The sequence below is a fragment of the Dactylosporangium sp. CA-139066 genome, from assembly GCF_050936175.1.
Lineage (GTDB): Bacteria > Actinomycetota > Actinomycetes > Mycobacteriales > Micromonosporaceae > Dactylosporangium.
In genome coordinates this window covers 1,600,231-1,620,993 of record NZ_JBNJNH010000002.1, presented here as the reverse complement: position 1 = coordinate 1,620,993, position 20,763 = coordinate 1,600,231, and the positions used below count along the sequence as shown (strand labels likewise).

At 70.8% G+C, this 20,763-nt stretch carries 25 protein-coding genes; 7 read left to right on the top strand and 18 right to left on the bottom strand.

The features are described from left to right. Window positions 1-267: 267 nt before the first annotated feature. A complete protein-coding gene (locus ACQEVU_RS52275; RefSeq protein ID WP_433338210.1) occupies window positions 268-474 on the bottom strand; it encodes a hypothetical protein in 207 nt (68 codons plus the stop codon). Window positions 475-635: 161 nt separating this feature from the next. On the opposite strand from ACQEVU_RS52275, the gene ACQEVU_RS52270 reads away from it, so the two are divergent. Then, a complete protein-coding gene (locus tag ACQEVU_RS52270; protein ID WP_433338208.1) occupies window positions 636-1,004 on the top strand; it encodes a hypothetical protein in 369 nt (122 codons plus the stop codon). 53 nt (window positions 1,005-1,057) lie between these two features. Here the strand turns inward: ACQEVU_RS52270 and ACQEVU_RS52265 are convergent, their stop codons facing one another. Genes ACQEVU_RS52265 through ACQEVU_RS52255 form a run of 3 tightly spaced genes read right to left on the bottom strand, consistent with a single transcriptional unit; the run spans window position 1,058 to window position 3,631 of the window. After that, window positions 1,058-2,689: a fumarate hydratase gene (locus ACQEVU_RS52265; RefSeq protein ID WP_433338206.1), complete on the bottom strand. Its 1,632-nt coding sequence runs from the start codon at window positions 2,687-2,689 to the stop codon at window positions 1,058-1,060. Between the two features lie 13 nt (window positions 2,690-2,702). Continuing rightward, a complete protein-coding gene (locus ACQEVU_RS52260) occupies window positions 2,703-3,011 on the bottom strand; it encodes an AzlD domain-containing protein (RefSeq protein ID WP_433338204.1) in 309 nt (102 codons plus the stop codon). Next, the gene (locus ACQEVU_RS52255; protein WP_433339742.1) at window positions 3,008-3,631 is read right to left on the bottom strand and encodes an AzlC family ABC transporter permease; all 624 of its coding nucleotides are present in this window, start codon (window positions 3,629-3,631) and stop codon (window positions 3,008-3,010) included. Before ACQEVU_RS52255 ends, ACQEVU_RS52260 begins: the two co-directional genes overlap by 4 nt. Window positions 3,632-3,749: 118 nt before the next feature. On the opposite strand from ACQEVU_RS52255, the gene ACQEVU_RS52250 reads away from it, so the two are divergent. Next, on the top strand, window positions 3,750-4,307 hold the full coding sequence (locus ACQEVU_RS52250) for a helix-turn-helix domain-containing protein (RefSeq protein ID WP_433338202.1): 558 nt from the start codon (window positions 3,750-3,752) through the stop codon (window positions 4,305-4,307). A gap of 159 nt (window positions 4,308-4,466) precedes the next feature. Here the strand turns inward: ACQEVU_RS52250 and ACQEVU_RS52245 are convergent, their stop codons facing one another. The 9 genes from ACQEVU_RS52245 to ACQEVU_RS52205 form a co-directional block, all read right to left on the bottom strand. Continuing rightward, window positions 4,467-5,000 carry a DUF6036 family nucleotidyltransferase gene (locus tag ACQEVU_RS52245; protein ID WP_433338200.1) on the bottom strand — a complete coding sequence of 178 codons (534 nt, stop codon included), beginning with the start codon at window positions 4,998-5,000 and terminating at the stop codon, window positions 4,467-4,469. Further along, window positions 4,997-5,503, bottom strand: coding sequence for a helix-turn-helix domain-containing protein (locus ACQEVU_RS52240; protein WP_433338198.1), 507 nt, complete (start codon window positions 5,501-5,503; stop codon window positions 4,997-4,999). The genes ACQEVU_RS52245 and ACQEVU_RS52240 overlap by 4 nt, the downstream gene beginning before the upstream one ends. A gap of 69 nt (window positions 5,504-5,572) precedes the next feature. Further along, window positions 5,573-6,001, bottom strand: a complete 429-nt coding sequence (locus ACQEVU_RS52235) for a hypothetical protein (RefSeq protein ID WP_433338196.1) — start codon at window positions 5,999-6,001, stop codon at window positions 5,573-5,575. Beyond that, complete coding sequence (locus tag ACQEVU_RS52230; RefSeq protein ID WP_433338194.1) at window positions 5,998-6,414, bottom strand: hypothetical protein; 417 nt, start codon at window positions 6,412-6,414, stop codon at window positions 5,998-6,000. Before ACQEVU_RS52230 ends, ACQEVU_RS52235 begins: the two co-directional genes overlap by 4 nt. 85 nt (window positions 6,415-6,499) lie before the next feature. Beyond that, window positions 6,500-7,249 carry a hypothetical protein gene (locus ACQEVU_RS52225; protein WP_433338192.1) on the bottom strand — a complete coding sequence of 250 codons (750 nt, stop codon included), beginning with the start codon at window positions 7,247-7,249 and terminating at the stop codon, window positions 6,500-6,502. Then, the gene (locus tag ACQEVU_RS52220) at window positions 7,246-8,124 is read right to left on the bottom strand and encodes an ABC transporter ATP-binding protein (protein WP_433338190.1); all 879 of its coding nucleotides are present in this window, start codon (window positions 8,122-8,124) and stop codon (window positions 7,246-7,248) included. The genes ACQEVU_RS52225 and ACQEVU_RS52220 overlap by 4 nt, the downstream gene beginning before the upstream one ends. Then, window positions 8,121-8,330, bottom strand: coding sequence for a PLDc N-terminal domain-containing protein (locus ACQEVU_RS52215; protein ID WP_433338188.1), 210 nt, complete (start codon window positions 8,328-8,330; stop codon window positions 8,121-8,123). The genes ACQEVU_RS52220 and ACQEVU_RS52215 overlap by 4 nt, the downstream gene beginning before the upstream one ends. 45 nt (window positions 8,331-8,375) lie before the next feature. Further along, entirely contained in the window at window positions 8,376-9,695 is a 1,320-nt protein-coding gene (locus ACQEVU_RS52210; RefSeq protein ID WP_433338186.1) for a PQQ-binding-like beta-propeller repeat protein, read from the bottom strand. Between the two features lie 66 nt (window positions 9,696-9,761). Beyond that, on the bottom strand, window positions 9,762-10,262 hold the full coding sequence (locus ACQEVU_RS52205) for an Lrp/AsnC family transcriptional regulator (protein ID WP_433338184.1): 501 nt from the start codon (window positions 10,260-10,262) through the stop codon (window positions 9,762-9,764). Window positions 10,263-10,355: 93 nt separating this feature from the next. Here ACQEVU_RS52205 and hppD point away from each other — a divergent pair, with 93 nt between their 5' ends. The 4 genes from hppD (at window position 10,356) to hisC (ending at window position 14,298) form a co-directional block, all read left to right on the top strand. Then, window positions 10,356-11,513 carry a 4-hydroxyphenylpyruvate dioxygenase gene (hppD, locus tag ACQEVU_RS52200; RefSeq protein ID WP_433338182.1) on the top strand — a complete coding sequence of 386 codons (1,158 nt, stop codon included), beginning with the start codon at window positions 10,356-10,358 and terminating at the stop codon, window positions 11,511-11,513. Window positions 11,514-11,730: 217 nt separating this feature from the next. Continuing rightward, on the top strand, window positions 11,731-12,234 hold the full coding sequence (locus ACQEVU_RS52195) for an RDD family protein (RefSeq protein WP_433338180.1): 504 nt from the start codon (window positions 11,731-11,733) through the stop codon (window positions 12,232-12,234). 31 nt (window positions 12,235-12,265) lie between these two features. Continuing rightward, on the top strand, window positions 12,266-13,264 hold the full coding sequence (locus ACQEVU_RS52190) for an RDD family protein (RefSeq protein ID WP_433338178.1): 999 nt from the start codon (window positions 12,266-12,268) through the stop codon (window positions 13,262-13,264). Further along, window positions 13,261-14,298 carry a histidinol-phosphate transaminase gene (hisC, locus tag ACQEVU_RS52185; RefSeq protein WP_433338176.1) on the top strand — a complete coding sequence of 346 codons (1,038 nt, stop codon included), beginning with the start codon at window positions 13,261-13,263 and terminating at the stop codon, window positions 14,296-14,298. The genes ACQEVU_RS52190 and hisC overlap by 4 nt, the downstream gene beginning before the upstream one ends. Here hisC and ACQEVU_RS52180 read toward each other — a convergent pair. The 3 genes from ACQEVU_RS52180 to ACQEVU_RS52170 all read right to left on the bottom strand — a co-directional run bounded on the left by ACQEVU_RS52180 (window position 14,295) and on the right by ACQEVU_RS52170 (window position 18,637). After that, the gene (locus ACQEVU_RS52180; RefSeq protein WP_433338174.1) at window positions 14,295-15,608 is read right to left on the bottom strand and encodes a PQQ-binding-like beta-propeller repeat protein; all 1,314 of its coding nucleotides are present in this window, start codon (window positions 15,606-15,608) and stop codon (window positions 14,295-14,297) included. The genes hisC and ACQEVU_RS52180 overlap by 4 nt on opposite strands. A 655-nt stretch (window positions 15,609-16,263) precedes the next feature. After that, complete coding sequence (gene fahA / locus ACQEVU_RS52175) at window positions 16,264-17,478, bottom strand: fumarylacetoacetase (RefSeq protein WP_433338172.1); 1,215 nt, start codon at window positions 17,476-17,478, stop codon at window positions 16,264-16,266. A gap of 307 nt (window positions 17,479-17,785) precedes the next feature. After that, window positions 17,786-18,637, bottom strand: a complete 852-nt coding sequence (locus ACQEVU_RS52170) for a hypothetical protein (protein ID WP_433338171.1) — start codon at window positions 18,635-18,637, stop codon at window positions 17,786-17,788. A 102-nt stretch (window positions 18,638-18,739) separates the two neighbouring features. Here ACQEVU_RS52170 and ACQEVU_RS52165 point away from each other — a divergent pair, with 102 nt between their 5' ends. Next, entirely contained in the window at window positions 18,740-19,903 is a 1,164-nt protein-coding gene (locus ACQEVU_RS52165; RefSeq protein WP_433338170.1) for a homogentisate 1,2-dioxygenase, read from the top strand. Here ACQEVU_RS52165 and ACQEVU_RS52160 read toward each other — a convergent pair. Beyond that, entirely contained in the window at window positions 19,900-20,277 is a 378-nt protein-coding gene (locus tag ACQEVU_RS52160; RefSeq protein ID WP_433338168.1) for a PPOX class F420-dependent oxidoreductase, read from the bottom strand. The two genes, ACQEVU_RS52165 and ACQEVU_RS52160, sit on opposite strands and share 4 nt — an antisense overlap. After that, window positions 20,278-20,754 (bottom strand): 2-C-methyl-D-erythritol 2,4-cyclodiphosphate synthase, encoded by a 477-nt coding sequence (ispF, locus tag ACQEVU_RS52155; RefSeq protein ID WP_433339741.1) that lies wholly within the window; start codon window positions 20,752-20,754, stop codon window positions 20,278-20,280. Window positions 20,755-20,763: the final 9 nt, after the last annotated feature.

Below are 20,763 nucleotides of genomic sequence, written 5' to 3'. Positions count from 1 at the left end.
CACGCTCGAATACTTGATGGTAGTCAGATGAGAGCGACGAAAGAGCAGGGGCGGCGACCCTTTTTCAAGGGAGCGCATACGCGTGCCGGAATGCGTCCAGAGTTTGCGATGGGTTGCTCAAGACCTGCGCAAGCCTTACTCAGGTGAGGCGGCGCCCTTGCTCTGGACGAACGGGGATATTTCGGTCGCGTAGGCGAATCAATTGATGAGGGGCTGCGCCCAAAGACGTGTGCGGCCCCCAAATCACCCCTTTCGCCCGATTTTTCTTCACCAGTGCCCGCGGAACCATTTCCGCCAGCACAACGGGATGAAGAGCAGGGCGGCGAGCCAGCCGAGCGCCGCGATGTGGAGCACCACGGCCAGGGTGGCCGCCAGCGCCACCGCCGCCATGAACGCCCACGCGGTCAGCACGCCGGCGACCCCATCGCGCCGCGAGGCATAGTCGCGCAGCCACGCCCGGAGAGCCCTGACCACGCATCGCAGTCTATCGGTGACGCACCGCGATCCGGTACCTCGCTCGCTCCACCGGACTCGTCGATCCCCCTTGGCACGTTCCCGGGAGCAAAGTCGATCTCGTCGCTTCTAACGTTCTTCTCAACACCGAAACGGTTTACTTTTCTTGAGGAGATAGAGCAATGAGCGACGTTGACTACGGGCAGTACGAGGCCGGTCAGGAGAGCGGCGAGCTGGACCAGCTGCACCAGGCCGAGGGTTCCGAAGCGGACTACAACAGCCAGTTCGGCGTGTACGAGGCCGACCACTCCGCGTCGGAGTCCACGGACTTCTCGCAGGGCCACCACGTGGAGTTCGACCAGGGCCCGGCGGTGCACTACGAGTCGGACGACTACACCAACTACAGCCACGACGCCTCGGTTGACGACCACGTCTTCGCCGCCGAAGGTTCGGAGTCGATGCACCAGGCCGACTGGTCCGAGCTCGACGCGCTCAAGGAGCGCTTCGCCACCCAGTTCGCCCAGGGCACCGAGCTTCGTGCCGCCAACTGACGAACAACGAAGAAAGGCCGGCCAATCTCTGGCCGGCCTTTTTCATGTCCGGATCAGGCGCGGCGGCCGACCGTCAGGACGGGCTTCGTGACCTCGGCGAAGAAGTCGTTGCCCTTGTCGTCCACGACGATGAAGGCCGGGAAGTCGACGACGTCGATCTTCCAGACCGCCTCCATGCCCAGCTCCGGGTACTCGATGACCTCGACGTGTTTGATGCAGTCCTGGGCCAGGCGCGCGGCCGGGCCGCCGATCGAGCCGAGGTAGAAGCCGCCGTGCGAGCGGCAGGCGTCGGTGACCTGCTTCGAGCGGTTGCCCTTCGCCAGCATCACCAGGGAGCCGCCGGCGGCCTGGAACTTCTCGACGTACGCGTCCATGCGGCCGGCCGTCGTCGGGCCGAACGAGCCCGAGGCGTAGCCGTCGGGGGTCTTGGCCGGGCCGGCGTAGTAGACGGCGTGGTCGCGCAGGTACTGCGGCATGGGCTCGCCGGCGTCGAGGCGCTCGGCGATCTTCGCGTGGGCGATGTCGCGGGCCACGACGAGCGGGCCGGTCAGGGACAGGCGGGTCTTCACCGGCAGGGCCGAGAGCTGGGCGCGGATCTCGGACATTGGGCGGTTCAGGTCGACCGACACGACGTCGTCGTCGAGGTGCTCGTCGGTGACGTCCGGCAGGAAGCGGGCCGGGTCGCGCTCGAGCTGCTCCAGCCAGACGCCCTGCTCGTTGATCTTTGCGACGGCCTGGCGGTCGGCGGAGCAGGACACTGCGATCGCGACCGGGCAGGAGGCGCCGTGGCGCGGGAGGCGCACGACGCGGACGTCGTGGCAGAAGTACCGGCCGCCGAACTGGGCGCCGATGCCGAACTCGCGGGTCAGCTGGAGTACCTCGGCCTCGAGCTCCAGGTCGCGGAAGCCGTGGCCGACCGGGGTGCCGGCGGTGGGCAGCGTGTCGAGGTACTTCGCCGAGGCCAGCTTCGCCGTCTTGAGCGCGTGCTCCGCCGAGGTGCCGCCGATGACGATCGCGAGGTGGTAGGGCGGGCAGGCCGCCGTACCGATGAGGCGCAGCTTCTCCTCGAGGAACTGCATCATCCGGGTGGGGTTCAGCAGGGCCTTCGTCTCCTGGTACAGGTAGCTCTTGTTGGCCGAGCCGCCGCCCTTGGCCATGAAGAGGAACTTGTAGGCGTCGTCGCCCTCGGCGTACAGCTCGATCTGCGCCGGCAGGTTGGAGCCCGTGTTCTTCTCGTCCCACATGGTCAGCGGGGCCAGCTGCGAGTAGCGCAGGTTGAGCCGGGTGTACGCGTCGTAGACCCCGCGCGCGATCGCGGCCTCGTCGTTGCCGTCGGTGAGCACGAACCGGCCGCGCTTGCCCATGACGATCGCGGTGCCCGTGTCCTGGCACATCGGCAGGACCCCGCCGGCGGCGATGTTCGCGTTGCGCAGCAGGTCGAGCGCGACGAACCGGTCGTTCGGCGAGGCCTGCGGGTCATCGATGATCGAGCGCAGCTGGGTCAGGTGCGCCGGGCGCAGGAAGTGCGCGATGTCGTGCATGGCCTCGTCCGTCAGGCGGGTCAGCGCCTCCGGCTCGATGGTCAGGAACCGCCCGTCGCGGCCGACCCCGTCGCTGGTGACCAGGCGGTATTCGGTGGTGTCGGGTCCGAGCGGCAGCAGCGGCGAGAACGCGAAGTCGGGCATGGCCTCGACTGTATTACTCGACCCCGGCGAGCCTGAGCAGGGCCGCCGTGAGGGCGGCGGCGACCACAACCACGACGAACGGCAGCTTGCGCCAGGCCAGGATCGCGCCGACCAGCACGCCGGCCGGGCGGGCGATGCCCACGAAATGCGTGCCGTCCAGCAATGCGGCGGTGCCGATGAGCGCGGCCAGCAGGGCGATGGCGGCCAGTTCGAGGTACCGCCGCAGCTCCTGCGACATCGTGAACCGGTCGCGCAGCACTGGGCCCGCGAAACGGAACGCGTAGGTACCGCCGGCCAGCGCAATGATCGCGATCCAGCTCACGACGACCGCCTTCCGAGGACGAGGGCCAGCAGGGCGACGAGGACGGGCAGGCCGGCCGGCAGGAACGGGGTGGCGGCGAGCGCGAGGGCGGCCCCGCCGATCGCGACGCGCAGCGCCGGGCGGTCCTTCAGCGACGGCAGCGTCAGCGCGAGCAGCGCGGCCGGGAACGCGGCGTCGATGCCGAACGTGTCGGGGTCGCCCAGCGCGGAACCGACGATCGCGCCGAGTCCGGAGGCGACGTTCCAGGTCAGGAACAGCGAGATGCCGGTGAGCCAGTACGCGCGGCGGCGGCGCGCCGGGTCGTCCTGGGCCAGGGCGAACGCGACCGACTCGTCGGTCATGAGGTGGCTGCCGAGCAGCCGGGCCGCCCGCCCGGTGCCGAGCACCTCGTTGCCGATCGCCAGGCCGAACGGCAGGTGGCGGGCGTTGAGCAGCAGCCCCGCGACGATGATCGCCACGGCGGTGGCCCCGGCGCCGGTCAGGCCGACGGCGAGGAACTGGGCTCCCCCGGCGTACACGAAGGCGTTCATGACCATGATCTGCGACAACGGCACACCGGCGGCGGACGCGATCGCGCCGAACGACAGCCCGACGACGACGGCGGCCGCACAGAGCGCCATCACATCCCGGGCAATCGGATCTGTTCGGAGAATCGAACGCATAGTTCGGTATGCTGGACCCTGTCGTCGTCGTTCGTCAAGCCGAATGACTCGTTCGATACAGCGAATGGACCGGTGCATGGACCCGAACAAGCCGCCGATCGACCTCATCGCGGCCGCGCTCCGCCGCGAGCGGGAGCGGGAGAAGCTGTCCCTGAGCGAGGTCGCCAAGCGCGCCGGGATCGCGAAGTCCACGCTCAGCCAGCTCGAGGCGGGCGCGGGCAACCCCAACATCGAGACGCTGTGGGCCCTGGCGGTCGCGCTGAACGTGCCGTTCAGCCGCCTGGTCGAGCCCCCGCCGACCGCGCCGCGCGTGATCCGGGCCGGCGACGGCCCCACGATCAAGTCCGAGCAGGCCGACTTCGTCGGCACCCTGCTCGCAACCTGCCCCCCGGGCGTACGCCGCGACATCTACCTCATGCGCGCGGAGCCGGTCGGCACCCGCAAGGCCGACGCCCACCTGCCCGGCACGATCGAGCACGTGGTGATGATCAGCGGCCGCCTGCGCGTCGGCCCCGAGGACACCCCGGTCGACCTGGACGTCCACGACTACGCCTCGTTCGCCGGCGACGTCGCCCACGGTTATGAAGCCCTGGCCCCGGAGACGTCGTTCGCGCTGATCATGGAGCACCGCTAGGCCACGGCCGCGTTCTGGCCGTGACGCCGGATGATCGCCATCGCTAGATGGCGGTCGCCTTCGGCGGCGTCTTGTATGCCTTGCGGATGAGCTCCGGCAACTGGTCGGAGGCGACGTGGCGCTCCGCAAGCCGCCGGCGGTTCCTGGCCTGCAGCTGCGTCAACTTCCCGCCGCCACCCAGTTCAACATGCGCTGGCGCAGCACTGTGGAGACGTTCATTGCCTTGATGCGGTCCGCGAGGGTGTCGGCGTCGATCAGGCGCGCTTCAAGGAGCGCCGATACGAAGACGAGATCCTTCTCCCGGCCGGCGGCGAGCTTGGAGGCCGCGCAGTCGTGCGGCTCCAGACAGCGGGCCTGCGCGGTGCCGGTATTCGCGTTGGCGACAACGACAAGCCGATCCCGCCAACCGTCGGGCAGGATCGCGGTTGAGGTGTCGACACCCTGGGCGTAGTAGCCGTACGTACTGTCGAACGCCGACATCTCCCCGATGCCGCCGTCGACCAGGTCGGCCTTGCGCCCGTCCGGGTCATCAAAGAACGCGATGTCGACTTCCGTCGAGCGGGTGACGACCGGCGGCAGCAGATGTTCCGGGATCGCGCCAAGGATCGACTGGCTGCCGATGACCAGCACGTCGGGGTCGCCCACGATCGCGGACACGGCCCGCAGGACGTGTTCGAGCTGCTCGCGTCTCATGCGGACAACGCCACTCGGGGGTGCGTCGCGTCGAACGCGGCCAGCACCTTCAGGCGCTCCCGTTCGGTCAGCAGCCCAGCGAAGGGCGTGTTCTGCCGGAACTCGGCCGCCGCCTCGGTCCGTGACGTGATCATGTCCACGACGGCGTCCACACCCTCGCCCAGAAGCCGCTCCCAGGCGTCGAACCATGAGTTGGCGCTGCCGTCAGAGTGCACCGCACGGCGGTGGGCGAGATTGCGGCGGGCCAGCGCCATCCCCCGTTCCGGGTCAGCGACGAGTTTGCCGGCGACGGCGCGATGCAGCCACAGCGACTTCTCGACCTCACGACGAAACGGCGGCCGCAGCAGCCGCTCGACGTCGTCGCGGCGGATACGCCGGTGCGTGCCGGCCCGGACGAACGGCAGCGTCCCGTTGTCGCACAGGTCGACGACGTGCTGCCGCGAGCAGTGCAGCAGCGCGGCAACCTCGGTGGTTGTCAGCAGGACACCCGACGTCGAGCTCACGTACGTATGGTAGTCCCAAACGCCAAAAACACCACGAGCAAGCAGTGGGTCAGCCTCGTGGCGGGGGCGTCAGCTGCCTTCGGTCCAGTACTCGTTCAGGCGCGCGATGGCCTCGTCCTTGGTCAAGCGCGCCACGTCCGGTTCGGTGAGACCGACCCGAGTGATGAGCAGGTGTACCACTTCGACGGGGATCGGTTCGGCCGGCGGCGCTTCGGGTTTGCCCCGAGCCGGCCTGACACCGTCGCGCACGCAGGCCCAGAAGACATCTTCGGCGACGTCGAGCTGATCACGCAGGATGTGACTCCAAATGCCCGGACCATAGGTGCCGCGGTCGGGCGGATGGGAGATCCGGGTCCGCAGAATCCGGCCGTCCGGCAACGCCAGTTCGTACGTCAGGTGGTGGGTGCCGGTCCCGCCGCGTGCGGTCCGGACCGGCTCCCACCCCTCGATCTCGCAGAACTTCTGGTGATCCTGGCGCGTCGGCGTCGGCCAGCTCATCGGGGCGCGCCCACCAGCCACTCACGCAGCTGGGCGTCATCACTGAGCTCGATGACCTGGACCAGCGCCCAGTTGCCGCGATGGTTCGGGGCGTCCAGGAGCCGCTCCTGCCAGTCGTCGGCGTACTCCCGCAACGCCACGATCATCTCCTCGATCGCCTCGTCGAACGTTGCCGCGTCCGCGGCCACCGGGACACCATGCAGGAACACCGACCACCCACCGTCTTCGGCTACCACCTGCGGCGATGGCAGCACGGCGACGAGGCTGACGCGCAGACGCTCGGCGTCCACGACTGCGGCCCGGCCGGTCTCCCGCTGCACGGTCGCCACCCGGCCGCGCCGAGCAGCGTCGAGCAGATCCTTGAAGTGCGCCCGAGCGGCCGAGTAGCTGTCAAAGTGCGCGGCAATGGACATGCGTTCCCCCAAGCTTCCCCCACCCAGCATGCGATGCACCGGGCAGGTACGTCAAGTACGTGACGTACGTACCCCGCGCGGAGCGTCAGATCTCGCGGCGGCGGCCGAACCAGACGGCGCCCGCCAGTGCGGCGATGGTGAGCGCGACGGTGATGCCGGTGGCGGGCAGGTAATGGGTTGGCGCGGTGCCGCGGACGAGGTCGGTCAGCGCGCCGGACAAGCTCGTCGGCAGCCACCGCCCGAGCCCTCCGAAGTTGCCGAGCAGCGCCAGTGCAAGCAGTACCCCCAGCGTGATCCCCGCGGTGGCGAGCACTCCCCGGGCGACCGCCGCGACGAGCGCCACCAGGGCGACCACGAACCCGAGAAACACCGCGCCGAACCCGATCCCGGCGAACATGCGCGCCACCGGCAGCCCGCCGAGCAGCACGGCGGTCTCGTACCAGGCGGCGAGCGAGCCGAGCAGCAACGCCCCGACGGCCCCGCCGGTGGTGACGACGTAGGCGGGCACGACCACGGCCCCCACGCCCGGGATGCGCGTACGCAGGAACACGGCCATCTCTCGTCGCGCATCGAACGCGAGCGCGGACGCGGCGACCAGCACCACCACCAGGAGGCCGATCTGGGAGACGTTGCCGATGAACTGGGCGATGCCGTCGGCCGGTCGGGGATCGGGGAACTCCATGCGGACGCCCTCGGTGCCCAGCGAACTGAGGATCTCGCTGATGTACCGGGCGGTCAGCGGCCCGGTGAGGCCGAAGAACAGGTACACGCCGAGCAGCACGACCAGCCGCCGGGTCCGGATCAGGCGCAGCCATTCGAGGCGCCAGAGAGTCATGAGGTCAGCTCCAGGAACACGGACTCGAGGTCGGCGGCCAGCGGTTCGAAGCTGACGACCCGCGCGTCGGCGGCGGCCAGGGCCTGCGGCAGCCGCAGCTCCGCCTCGGCCAGGGAGCGGACGCCGACGCGCAGCGCGTGGCCCTCCTGGTCGACGCCGGTGACCCACTCCTCGCGGCGAAGGTGCTCGGCGACGGGCTCCACGGACTCGCGCAGGCGCACCCGGTACGCCGGAACCGCCCGGCCGACCAGGAGGTTGTCGAGCGGGCCCTGGTACAGCAGCCGGCCGGCCCGCAGGATGCCGACGGTGTCGCAGACCTCCTGGACGTCGGCGAGGATGTGGCTGGACAGCACGGTCGTCGCCTGGGCGCGGAGCCGGAGTACGAGGTCGAGGACCTCGCGCCGGCCGGCGGGGTCGAGGGCGGACACCGGCTCGTCGAGCAGGAGCAGTTCCGGGTCGCCGACGACGGTGGCGGCGATGCCGAGCCGCTGCAGCATGCCGCGGGAGTAGCCGCCGACCCGCCGGTCGGCCGCCTCGGCCAGGCCCGCGGCGTGCAGCGCGTCGTCGATGCGGGGCCCGGACTCCTTGCCCGCGACCAGGTTGCGGGCCAGGGCCACCACCTCGCGGCCGGTCAACCACGGGTCGAACTGCGGCGTGTCGGGCAGGAGCGCGACCCGTTGCCGCGGCAGTTCGCAGTGGACCGTGCCGGTGGTGGGGCGGCGAAGCCCGGCGAGGATGGCCAAAAGCGTGGTCTTGCCGGCGCCGTTCGGGCCGACCAGGCCGTAGACGGCGCCGCGCGGCACGGCGAGGTCGACGGCGTCCAGGGCGACGTGGCGGCCGTAGCGCTTCGCCAGTCCGGTGGTTCGCAGGATCATCGATGGTCCCGGCCGACGAGCAGGTACACGACGCCGCCGAGCGGGATCGACACGAGGCAGATGATGGCCCACACCCATTTGGGGAGGTACCGGACCGGTGATCGGCTCAGGTCGTACAGGCAGTAGGCGACGAAGCCGAGCGCGATGACGGCAAGCGGGATGATCGCCGCAACCGGCACGGACCCGGTCGAAGCCAAGGTGAGCATGCAGGCAGTCTCGGCCCTGCCGGGCGTTTCGGCCAGAGGCCAAGGTCACGCGAACGGTAGGTAGCCGATCGTGCGGCCGCGGCCGATCATCAGGCCCTTCTCGCCGACGCCGATCACGTCCGACGTCGTCTTCACGTCCAGCAGCAGGCGGCCGCTGACCGGCTCGTACGCCGTCAGCTTCCCCTCCTGCGAGTCGCGCACCAGCACGGCGTACCGCGAAATGGCCACGTCGGCCTTCGCGGAGACGGGCTGCTGCCACAGGCGGCCGCCGCGGTCGAAGCCGACGACCGAGAGCGTCTTGCCGCCGTCGGTGCGGACCAGGCCGTACTGGCTGTCGGCGGCCACGATCTCGTCGCCGGCGGCGCCGGCCCACATCTCGTGGCCGTCGCGCGGGGACAAGAACACCTCGCGGTTGTCGCCGCGGGTCGCCACGAGCACCGTGTCGGAACCGCCCGGGTCGTGGCGCTGCTCACAGCCGGCGCCGGAGGCGGTCCGCAGGTCGTACCCCTCCTTCTTCCACACCGACTTGCCGGTGGCCGGGTCGCGAGCCTCGAGGCTGAACCGGCAGCCGCCGTCCTTCGGCGTCGCCGTCGAGGCGAGCACCTTGCCGCCCGCGACGACGATCCGCGTGGTGTTGGACGGCTCCTGCTCGCCGAGCAGCTTGCCGTGCGCGGTGTCGACGACCCGCACCTTCTGCTCGATCGGGAAGCCGAGCATCGCCGGGATGGAGCGGGGCATGGCCTTGATGGCGTCGCGGTACGCGTCGGCCATCACCTCGGTGCCGAGCAGGCCGGGGTTGGCGCCGTTGAGCACGCGGCCGATGCCGGGCAGCGTCACCTTCCAGATCTGGGCGCCGTCGCGCGGGGACCGGGCGGCCAGCGTGCAGTCGGTAAGGCCGCCGCAGGCGAGGGTCAGGACCGAGTCACGGTACGTCCACGCGCCCACGACGTCCTTGTCCGCCCAGCGCTCCTTGCCGGTGGACGGGTCGAGCGCGACGAGCCCCTGGCCGCGGCGGCCGGCGACCGCGACGGTGTTGACGCCGTCGCCGGCCACGCCCGCCCAGTCGGCCTCCCGCTGCCACAGCACCGCGCCGGTGCTCAGCGCGCGCGCCTCGACGGTGCCGCGCATGACGACGATCGCGGCGTCGTTGGCGACGATCGCCGCCGAAGGCTGGCCGCCGACCCGCTCGGTCCAGGTCGTGTCCGGCGTGGCGAGCTTGCCGGTGCTGTCGGCGACCTTCTCCCACCACTGCGACACGTTGGGCAGCGGGTTCCAGCCGGTGACGAGGATGGCCGTGATGATGAGTGCCAGCACGCCGAGCGCGCCGAGCGCCGTCTCGAAGTTGCGGACCGCTCCCCTAGCCACGCGGGCAGCCTAGCGCCGCCGAATGGTAAAGCGCCGGATGGCCGTTTTTACCCGTGTCGCGCTCATTCACCCAGAAGATGAGCCCGAAGCGGCGGCCGCACGGACCAGGGGCAGCACACGGTACGGAATCTGCTCCGCCAACGCGATGATCGTCGACGACCGCAGGATCCCGTCGTAGCTCATGACCCGGTCGATGACCCGCTGCAGGTCGGCGTTGGAGCGCGCCACGATCCGGCACAGCAGGTCGCCGGAGCCGGTGATCGTGTGCACCTCGAGCACCTCGGGGATCTCGGTCAGGTGCGCGGCGACCGGGTCGTGGCCGAAGCGCTGGCGGATCTCCAGCGTCACGAACGCGGTCACCCCGTAGCCGAGGGCCGCCGGGTCGACGTCGGGCCCGTGGCCGCGGATCACCCCGCGGGAGGCGAGCCGGTCGAGGCGAGCCTGGACGGTACCCCGGGCCACCCGGAGCCGCCGCGAGCACTCGAGAACCCCGATCCGCGGCTCGGCGTCCAGCAAGGCGATCAGCCGTGCATCGAGTGCGTCGATTTCGCTGGTCAATCTGCTCACGAGTACACCCTAAATCCCCGACGGAATGTGCAACTTGACCATGCCGTCGGGCGTTCGTTGCCCAACCTCGGATTTCCGGGCCAGGCTTGCGCTATGACCCGCGCCATCGAAGACCTCAGCGAGCTCATCGGGGCCGTCGAGCACGACGCCTCCCACGACCCCTTCCCGCTCACCGGCCTCGATCACGTCCGGTTCTACGTGGGCAACGCCAAACAGGCCGCGCACTTCTACTCCTCCGCGTTCGGCATGACGCTGATCGCCTATCGCGGGCCCGAGCAGGGCTATCGCGACCACGCGGAGTACGTGCTCAAGTCCGGCTCGGCGGTGTTCGTGCTCACGGGCGGCGTACACCGGCAGGCCGCGGCGACCCAGCACTACGAGCGGCACGGCGACGGCATCGCCGACATCGCCCTCGAGGTGCCCGACGTCGACACCGCGTACGCCTACGCCGTGCGCCAGGGCGCGACCGGCCTCGAGGAGCCGCACGACGTCGAGGACGAGCACGGTGTCGTGCGCCGGGCCGCGATCGCGACCTACGGCGAGACCCGTCACACGCTCATCGACCGTTCGCGGTACACCGGCCCGTTCCTGCCCGGCTTCGTGGCGCGCAAGCCGGTCGTCGCCCCGCCGGCCAAGCGCTACTTCCAGGCCGTCGACCACGTGGTCGGCAACGTCGAGCTCGGCCACATGGACGAGTGGGTCGAGTTCTACCGCCGCGTCATGGGCTTCACCAACATGGCGGAGTTCGTCGGCGACGACATCGCCACCGAGTACTCGGCGCTCATGAGCAAGGTCGTGGCCAGCGGCACCCGCAAGGTCAAGTTCCCGCTCAACGAGCCGGCCGTGTCGCGCAAGAAGTCGCAGATCGACGAGTACCTCGAGTTCTACGGCGGCCCGGGCGCCCAGCACATCGCGCTGGCCACCAACGACATCCTGCGCACGGTCGACGAGATGACCGCGGCCGGCGTCGAGTTCCTGACCACCCCGGACTCCTACTACGACGATCCCGAGCTGCGCGCCCGCATCGGCCAGGTGCGCGCCCCGATCGAGGAGCTCAAGGCCCGCGGCATCCTCGTCGACCGCGACGAGGACGGATACCTGCTGCAGATCTTCACCAAGCCGGTCCAGGACCGCCCCACGGTCTTCTTCGAGCTGATCGAGCGACACGGCTCGCTGGGCTTCGGCAAGGGCAACTTCAAGGCCCTCTTCGAGGCGATCGAGCGGGAGCAGGAACTTCGCGGAAACCTGTAACACTGTCCGGGTGACATATCCGGGTCAGGGTGGTGGCGCCCCGGAGTATGGGCAGCCACCGGGTTATCAACAGGGTTATCCACAGAATGTGGCCCAACCGGCGGGTTATCCACAGCCCGCCGGTTATCCACAGCCTGGCTATCCACAGCCGGGCCTGCCCGCGCCGGGTTATCCACAGCCCGGTTATCCACAGGGCAACTACACCGTGCCGCCCAACATGGTCCCGTACGCGCCGAACGGCATGCCCCTCGCCGGCTTCGGCGACCGGTTCCTGGCCTACCTCATCGACGGGCTCGTGACGTTCGGCGTGGCCGTCGTGCTGGCCATCCCGATCTTCATCGCCATGTTCGCGGTGATCGCGGGCACGGCGAACACCGACTCCAGCAGCGCGGGCCCGTCGATCCTGCTGATCCTGCTCTTCGAGTTCGGATACGTCCTCGCGATCTTGGCGTGGATCTACATCTACCACGTCGAGATGTTCGGCCACTCCGGCGTGACCTGGGGCAAGCGCGCCATGAAGCTGAGGATCATCCGGCTGGACGACCCGGCGGCGCCGCCGACCCGCGGGGTCATGGCCAGGCGCTGGGCCGTGCAGAACGTGGCCGGCGCCGTCGTGCCGTTCTTCTCCTACGTCGACGGGCTCTGGCAGCTGTGGGACAAGCCCTACCAGCAGTGCCTGCACGACAAGGCGGCAGGCACCATTGTGGTGAAGGCCGGATGAGCTCGAGCGGTAACACGGAGGCGGAGGCGGCGTGACAGCGCCTGGGTGGTACAAGGACCCTGCGGACCCGGACGTCCAGCGGTACTGGGACGGCGACGGCTGGATCGGCGAACCGGTGCCGGCCTCGGAACCGACCCCGACCGAGCCGCCGGCCGTCAAGGCCGAGCCGCCCGCCCCCGCCGAGGAACCGGCCTCGCGCCCGCCGATCGTGACCACCCCGGGGTCGCCGCTGCCGCAGGGCGCCGTCGTCCTGCCGCCCGGCACCCCGATCCCGCCCGGCGGGTTCCCGCCCGGGCAGCTGCCGCCGGGCGCGATCGTCCTGCCACCCGGCACCCCCCTGCCGCCCGGGCTGCGGCCGCACGGCACGCTGCCCGCCGGCGCGGTGCAGGTGCTACTGCCGCCGCAGGGCCTGCCGGCGCCGGAGACGGTGCGCCCGCACGGGTACACCCTCGCCCCGCTCGGCTCGCGGCTGCTGGCCCGCCTCGTCGACATCGTCGCGGTCGCGCTGCTCAGCACGATCGTCACGGGCTGGTTCATTTTTCAGTACGTCAAGGACGTCGCCCCGGTCGTCGAGGAGGTCTACCGCCGCCAGCTGGCCGGGGAGCCGTTCAACGACGTGACGCAGTCCGACCGCTCGGCGTGGCTGCAGGTCGTGATCCTGGTGCTCATCGCCGCGCTCTGGTTCGCCTACGAGGTCCCGGCGATCGCCGGCAGCGGCCAGACGCTCGGCAAACGGCTGCTCGGCATCAAGGTCGTCGGCCTGGACAGCGACCAGCCGATCGGCTTCCGCCGCGCGATCCGCCGCTGGAACCCGCTCGGCCTGTGGGTGCTGCTGTGGAGCTGCTGCGGCATCGGCTTCGTGCTGCAGCTCGTGATCGGCCTCACGCCGGTGCTCAACTGGCCGCTGCACCAGGCCATCTACGACCGCACCGCCGGCACCGTCGTGGTGCGCGCCAAACGCCCCGCCGACGCTTCGGCGTCTCCCGAGCAGCAGTCCCCCGAACCCCCGAACGCCGGAGAACAGTCATGAGCCTCACCCGCCCCGACCTCGACGCCCTTCCCGCCTACGTCCCCGGCCGCAGCGTGCCGGGCGCGATCAAGCTGGCCAGCAACGAGGTGCCCTACGGCCCGCTGCCCGGCGTCGTGGAGGCGGTGACCGAAGCCGTGGCGGGCTCGCACCGGTACCCCGACATGGGCGTCACCGAGCTGCGCGGCCGCCTCGCCGAGCGCCTCGGCGTCGACCCGGAGCGGATCGCGACCGGCTGCGGCTCCGTCGCGCTGTTCGAGCACCTGTTCCGCGTCACGTGCATGCCCGGCGACGAGGTCATCTACGCGTGGCGGTCCTTCGAGGCGTACCCCATCATCGGCGCCACCACCGCGGCCACCAGCGTCCGCGTCCCCAACACGCCCGAGCACGGCCACGACCTCGACGCGATGGCCGCCGCGGTCACCGAGCGCACCCGGCTCGTCGTCGTGTGCAACCCGAACAACCCGACCGGCACCGCGGTGCGCCGCGCCGAGCTCGACGCGTTCCTCGACAAGGTGCCGTCCAACGTCCTGGTCGCCCTCGACGAGGCCTACCGCGAGTTCGTCACGGACCCCGACGTGCCGGACGGCCTGGTGGCGTACGGCGACCGCCCCAACGTCGTCGTCGCCCGCACCCTGTCGAAGGCGTGGGGCCTGGCCGGCCTGCGCGTCGGCTACCTCATCGGCGCGCCCGAGGTGGTCGCCGCCGTGCGCAAGGTCGTCACCCCGTTCTCGACCTCGCTGCCGGCGCAGGCCGCGGCGCTGGCGGCGCTGCGCGCCGAGGACGAGATGCAGCACCGGGTCGACCTGGTCGTCGCCGAGCGGTCGCGCGTGGTCGAGGCGGTCCGGAAGGTGTACCCCGACGTGCCCGAGACCCAGGCAAACTTCTTCTGGCTGCCGCTCGGCGACCGCAGCGCCGAGTTCGCCGCGGAGTGCGAGCGCGCCGGCGTGATCGTGCGCGCCTTCCAGGGCGACGGCGTCCGCGTCACGATCGGCACCCCGGCCGAGAACGACCAGTTCCTGAGCGTGATCCTCTAACCGATCCCCACCAGCACGACGGTGTCCTGGCTGAAGTAGTAGCGGTCGTCGATCTCCGACTCCTTGGTGGTCTGCAGCCGCTCGACCACCAGGTACCCGGCGTGCAGGTAGTACATGCTGTAGACGAACCGGTCCGCGGGCCGGATACGCAGCTCGGTGCTCGACGTGACGGCCCCGGTCTCCAGGTTGAGCACCAGCAGCTGATAGTCGTTGTTGACCAGGTACACGTTGCGCTGGTCGCCGCCGATGAGCCGCCCCGCGACCTCCGACATCCACAGCCGCTGCCCGGTCGTGCGCGAGAACGCCCAGATGTACCCGCCGGTCATCTGCTGCGCGATCACGTCCCCGACCACGACGATCGTGTCCTTGTCCGCGACCGGCTCGGGCTTGACGGTGTGATCGGCCGCGAGCGACCAGTACGCCGGCGTGATCGTCCCCAGCCCGGAGGCCGCGTCGGTGTACGTCACGACGTCCCCCGTCGGCGCCGCCTTGAACATCGCGCACCCGGACCGCCCCAGCTGGCACGACGCCGGCTCGATGAACCAGTTGGTGACGTTGTCGGTCCCGATCGAGGCCCCCGGCGGCCGCCAGGTGTTGAGCAGCACCCCGCTGGCCGCGTCGTAAATTTCCAGCGTGGCCGGCTTCGCGCAGGTGTTCTTCACGAAGTACGTGTCGGTCCCGGTCCAGTCGTTCGTCCGGCACCCCGGCTCGGCGATGAACGACCGCGTCCACCGGATCACCCCGTTGACCGGATCGATCCCCTCGACGACGTCCTTCCCGGTGGCGATCACGATCGGCTGCTTGTCCACCGCGGACGCCGACACGAACAGGTCCTCCGGCGACCACATCGTCTTGGCCCCGGTCCGCCGCCCCTTGAACGACTCCCCGTCGGCCGGATCGATCTTGGCCTGCCAGACGATGTCGCCCTTCTCCGCATCGAGCGCGACGATCTCCCCGTCCGACCACTTCGTGACCACGACGGACATCCCCACCCCGCTGGCGGGCTTCTCGACCTCGACGATCGACACCACTTCCGCGGGCCACCGCCGGTACGACCAGTGCGGCGTATTCATCCGCTGCGCCGTCACGGGCGTGTCCGCGAACACCCGCCGCTGCTCGGTGTAAACCCGAAGCCGCCCTTCAACAATCAACGGCGCCGAGGGCAGCTCCGCGTACTGGATGGACTTGATCGGCTCCGGCGAGGGCACGGGCTTGTCGGCCCGGCTGACCGTCTCAGCAGGCTTGAGCGTGCGATAGGCCGTGATCCCCATGGCGGCGACCACGACGAGGACGAGCAGCCCGGTAAGCACGAAGCGAACCGGCCGCGACCAGCTACGCGGCGAAACCAGCCGACGCAGCCACGCCCGACCCGTCCCCATAACCACCTCCGCGGGGCACCATACCCGGCGAATGTCGCAGTCCGCTCACAGCGACCGTCGATCCGCAGAAGACTCACACCGCGCTCCCACCGTCCCGTGACCCGCCTCGCACGCCCCGAATCCAGTTGACCGCAGGCCGGAAGCACCACCTCCGCGGCCCGTCACGCCCGCTCCACTGCCGGGTAGCGGCGCGTCCCGCAGGCTTCGGCGTCGCCTGCCCCATCACCCGCAGGTGTCATTCGGCTAGGCCACAGCGCGGCCGACGGCGATCCGGAAGGGCGCTCGGCGTGTGCGGCAAAGCGCGGCTCGGCATGTGCGGCAAGGCGGGATGCGACCCGACGCGGTGCGACCCGGCAACACCAGGCACGGCCCACTGGCGGACAAGCACGGCGCGCCCGCGGCCCAGCGCGGCGGCTCGACAGGGCCCCGGCGCGCCCCGACTCGGGCCACCCTGCCCTGCCCTGCCCGGCACGGCGCAGCCCGACGCGGCACGGCGCGGTCAGCCGGGCCGTCGGCCTCCCGCGCGGCGCCGCCGGATGCGCCCGGCGCGACTCGCGGACGGGACGGCAACGCGGTCGTGGGGCGGTCACTCGGGCTTCGTGACGGTGCCGGTCACCTCCCCGAAGCCGATGCGCGAGCCGGACGGGCCCGGGGCGGTGGCGGTGATCGTGACCGTGTCGCCGTCCAGGAGGAAGGTGCGGGTGGTGCCGTCGGCGAGCTGGATCGGGCGGGCGCCGTTCCAGGTGCGCTCGATGAATGAGCCGGTCTGCTCCGGGGTGGGGCCCGAGACGGTGCCCGAGGCATACAGGTCGCCGGTGCGCGCCCAGGCGCCGTTCACCGTCATGTGGGCCAGTTGCTGAGCCGGCGTCCAGTACATGCCGGCGAAGGGCGGGCGCGCGACCGGCGTGCCGTTCCAGAGGACCTCGAGGTCGATCTCGTAGCCGTGGTGGTCGGCGGCGCTCAAGTACGGCAGGACCGGTGGCTGCTGGGCCGGGCCGGGTGTGCGGGCCGACTCCAGGGCGTCCAGGGGGACGACCCACGGGGAGATCGACGTGCGGAAGGACTTGCCCAGGAACGGGCCCAGCGGCTGGTACTCCCAGGCCTGCAGATCCCGCGCCGACCAGTCGTTGACCAGGACGGCGCCGAACACGTGGGCGCGGAAGTCGTCGATCGGGATCGGGCCCTCGGACGGCACGCCGACCACGAAGCCGACCTCGGCCTCCACGTCGAGGCGGGTCGACGGGCCGTAGGTGGGCGCGGGGTCGTCGGGGGTCCGGCGCTGGCCGAACGGGCGCGGTACGTCGGTGCCGGACACCACCACGGTGCCGGCGCGGCCGTGGTAGCCGACCGGGAGGTGCTTCCAGTTCGGCAGCAGCGGCTCGGGGGCGTCGGGGCGGAACAGGCGGCCGAGGTTGGTCGCGTGCTCCAGCGACGAGTAGAAGTCGACGTAGTCGGCGACCTCGAACGGCAGGTCGAGCCGCACGTCGGCGACCGCCAGGAGCAGGGGCTCGACGGCCTCGCGGTGGCGGGCGGCGCTGAGCAGCTCGGTGAGGTGCTCGCGGACCCGTGCCCAGACCGGGCGGCCGGCGCTCATGAAGCGGTTGAGGTTGCCCTGGCCGAGAAACGCGCCGCCCGCGTCGAGCAGGCCCCGGCCCTCGGCGGCGGCCAGGTTGAGGATGCGGTCGCCGATGCGCACGCCGGTCCAGCGGAAACGGTCCTGGCCGAACGCGCAGTAGGGCAGGTTGTCGATGCCGAACGGGTCGTCGTCCGCCATCTCGAGCCAGCTCGCCGCCGTGGTCATGACCGCACCTCCGCGTCCGTCGGGTCCAGCTTGGGGGTGGCACTAGACAAAGCAAGAACAGAGCCGCGGGCGCCGGTCCGGTGACGCGAGACCGACGCACAGGTCATGACCCGGCCGCGGGCGCCTATGGGGTGACACGCGATCGGCGCGCGGGTCATGACGCGGCCGCGGACGCCGGTCGGGTGACGCGAGACCGACGCACAGGTCATGACCCGGCCGCGGGCGCCTATGGGGTGACACGCGATCGGCGCGTGGGTCATGACGCGGCCGCGGGCGCCGGTCGGGTGACGCGAGGTCGGCGTGCGGGTCATGACGCGGACGCCGGAGGAGTGGGGCGCGGGCGGTCCAGCAGGCCCAGGGCCGTGAGGTCGGTCACCGGGTCCTGGACGCTGCAGCTGCCGAAGCCGACCCACAGCGGGCGCTCGCGGGCCAGGGCGGCGCGGGCGTGGTCGGCCAGGGGGTAGGCGTCGGTGGCGGCCAGGACGGCGGCCAGGTCGGCGGGCTCGGCGCCGTCGGCGGCGTGGAGCACGGCGACCAGGATGTTGAGGAAGCCGTGGTGGACCAGGCCCGTCTCGGCGTCGGTGTGGCGGACCGCGTGGTGCAGGCCGGCGGTGAGCTTGAACGGCAGGTCGCGGTCGCGGCAGGCGCAGATGACGGCGGCGAGCTCGACCGGGGTCGGGAACAGCTCCGCGGCGAGGCCGCCGGTGCGGAACTTCGCGGCCGCGGGCAGGCCCTCGGCGCGCAGCGCCGCGACGGTGTCGAGGGCGGACATGAGGCCCCAGGCGAGCGGCACCTCGAAGTACCACTGCCAGGGCTCTTCGCGCTTCCTCATGAGCGCCGCGAGCCGCTCGATGCCGGGGCGCGGGTCTTCGCCCCGCTTGGCGACCGGGCTCTCGATCTGGCGGGTGCCGGCGGGCAGGTCGTCGACGGCGGCCTCGATCGCGGCCGGCGCGCCGACCAGGCCGACGCCGGTGCCGGGCGGTGCGAGCGCGCGGAAGGCGTCGCGGTCGTCGACGGGGATCAGCAGGGGGCCGATGAGCTGGGCATACCAGCTCTCGCGGTGGCCGGTGTGGGCCGGCACGGCGTCGTCGAGGGCGGCGCTCCCGGGCGGGAAGACGGCGGCGTCGTCGACCAGGGCGGTCAGCAGAGGTTGGCCCAAAGAGGTAGGCACTGCGTTTGACACAGCTTCCGAATCTAGTGGACGCTTTACAGGGCGGACAACTTCGTCCGCTATCCGGACACTCCGTCGGGGAGGGCCGTGATGCCGTACTACCGCCGCGTCGGCGAGGTGCCGCCGAAGCGCCATACCCAGTTTCGCCAGCCGGACGGCTCGCTGTTCGCGGAAGAGCTGATGGGGCAGGAGGGTTTTTCGAGCGATTCGTCGCTGCTCTACCACCGCCATCGGCCGACCGCGATCGTCTCGGCCGTGCCGTTTGATCCGCCGGCGTGGTCGCGCGTGCCAAACCTGCCGCTCAAGCCGCGCCACCTGCAGACCACCAAGATCGGCGGGGGCAAGGCGGACGCCGTGCTCGGCCGCCAGCACCTGCTGGCCAACGACGACATCCGCATCTCCTACGTGGAGGCGACCGAGCCGTCGCCGCTCTACCGCAACGCGGTCGGCGACGAGTGCCTCTACGTCTCGGCCGGGGCCGTCACGCTCGAGACGACCTTCGGCGTGCTGGAGCTCACCGAGGGTGACTACGCGATCATCCCGACATCGGTGATCCATCGGCTCGTGCCGAAGGACGGGCCGGTGAAGCTGCTGACGATGGAAGCGACTGGACACATCGGACCCCCGCGGCGCTATCTCTCCGTGCGTGGACAGTTCCTGGAGCACGCGCCCTACTGCGAACGGGATCTGCGTGGCCCCTCGGCGCCAATCCTCGTGGAGGGGTACGACATTTCCGTGCTGGTGCAGCACCGGCGGGGCTGGACCGAGCACATTTACGCAAATCACCCATTTGACGTCGTCGGGTGGGACGGCTGCCTGTACCCGTGGGCGTTCTCGATCCACGACTTCGAGCCGATCACCGGGCGGGTGCACCAGCCGCCGCCGGTGCATCAGACGTTCGAGGGCCCGAACTTCGTGATCTGCTCGTTCGTGCCGCGCAAGGTCGACTACCACCCGCTGGCGATCCCCGTGCCGTACAACCACCACAACGTCGACTCGGACGAGGTGCTCTTCTACACGGGCGGCAACTACGAGGCCCGCCGCGGTTCCGGCATCGAGCAGGGGTCGATCTCGCTGCACCCGAGCGGCTTCACGCACGGGCCACAGCCCGGCGCGGTCGAGCGCGCGATCGGCGTCGAGGCGTTCGACGAGCTGGCGGTCATGATCGACACGTTCCGGCCGCTCGACCTGTGCGAGCCGGCGCTCGCGATCGAGGACACCGGCTACGCATGGACGTGGTCGCGAAACGCTTAGTGTTCCAAGTACTTCGAGGCGCTCACCCGGCAGACCACCCGCACGTTGTCGGGGTTCGGCTCGACCCAGGGCTTGTCGTCGTACGACCGGCTCAGCTCGTCGATCAGCTCGGGGCCGCCGTCCTCGGTGAGGGTGACGGTCCCGCGCACCTCGACGTAGCGGTACGGGTTCGCCGGGTCGTACACGCAGATGGACACCCGCGGGTCGCGCTCCAGATTGCGGGTCTTGCGCCGGCCGCGGATCGTCGAGAACACGACATCGCCGCCGTCGTGCTTGCCCCAGATGACGCTGCTCTGCGGCGCGCCGTCCGGGTTGATGGTGCTGAGCACGAGGAAGGCGCGGCGGTCGAGCAGCTCGCGAAGCGTGTCGTTCATCTATCCCTCTTTCACGATCGGATAGATCAACGCTACGGCGGTGGCGGCCAGGCCCTCACCCCGGCCGGTGAACCCGAGGCCGTCGGTGGTCGTGCCGGACAGCCGCACGATGGCGCCGATCGCGTCGTGCATCGTGCGCTCGGCCTCGGCGCGGCGCGTGCCCACCTTCGGTTTCACCCCGATGACCTGCACGGACACGTTGCCGATCTCGAAGCCGGCGGCGCGGACCCTGCGGGCCGTCTCGCGCAGGAGGGTGACGCCGGAGGCGCCGGCCCACTCCGGCCGGCCGGTGCCGAAGTTCGCCCCGAGATCACCCAGGCCGGCCGCGGACAGCAGGGCGTCGCAGATCGCGTGGGCCGCGACGTCGCCGTCGGAGTGCCCGGCCAGGCCGTCGATCCCGTCCCATTTCAGTCCCGCGACCCAGCACTCGCGGCCGGCTTCGAAGGCATGTACGTCGGTGCCGTTACCGATCAACATCACGACCGG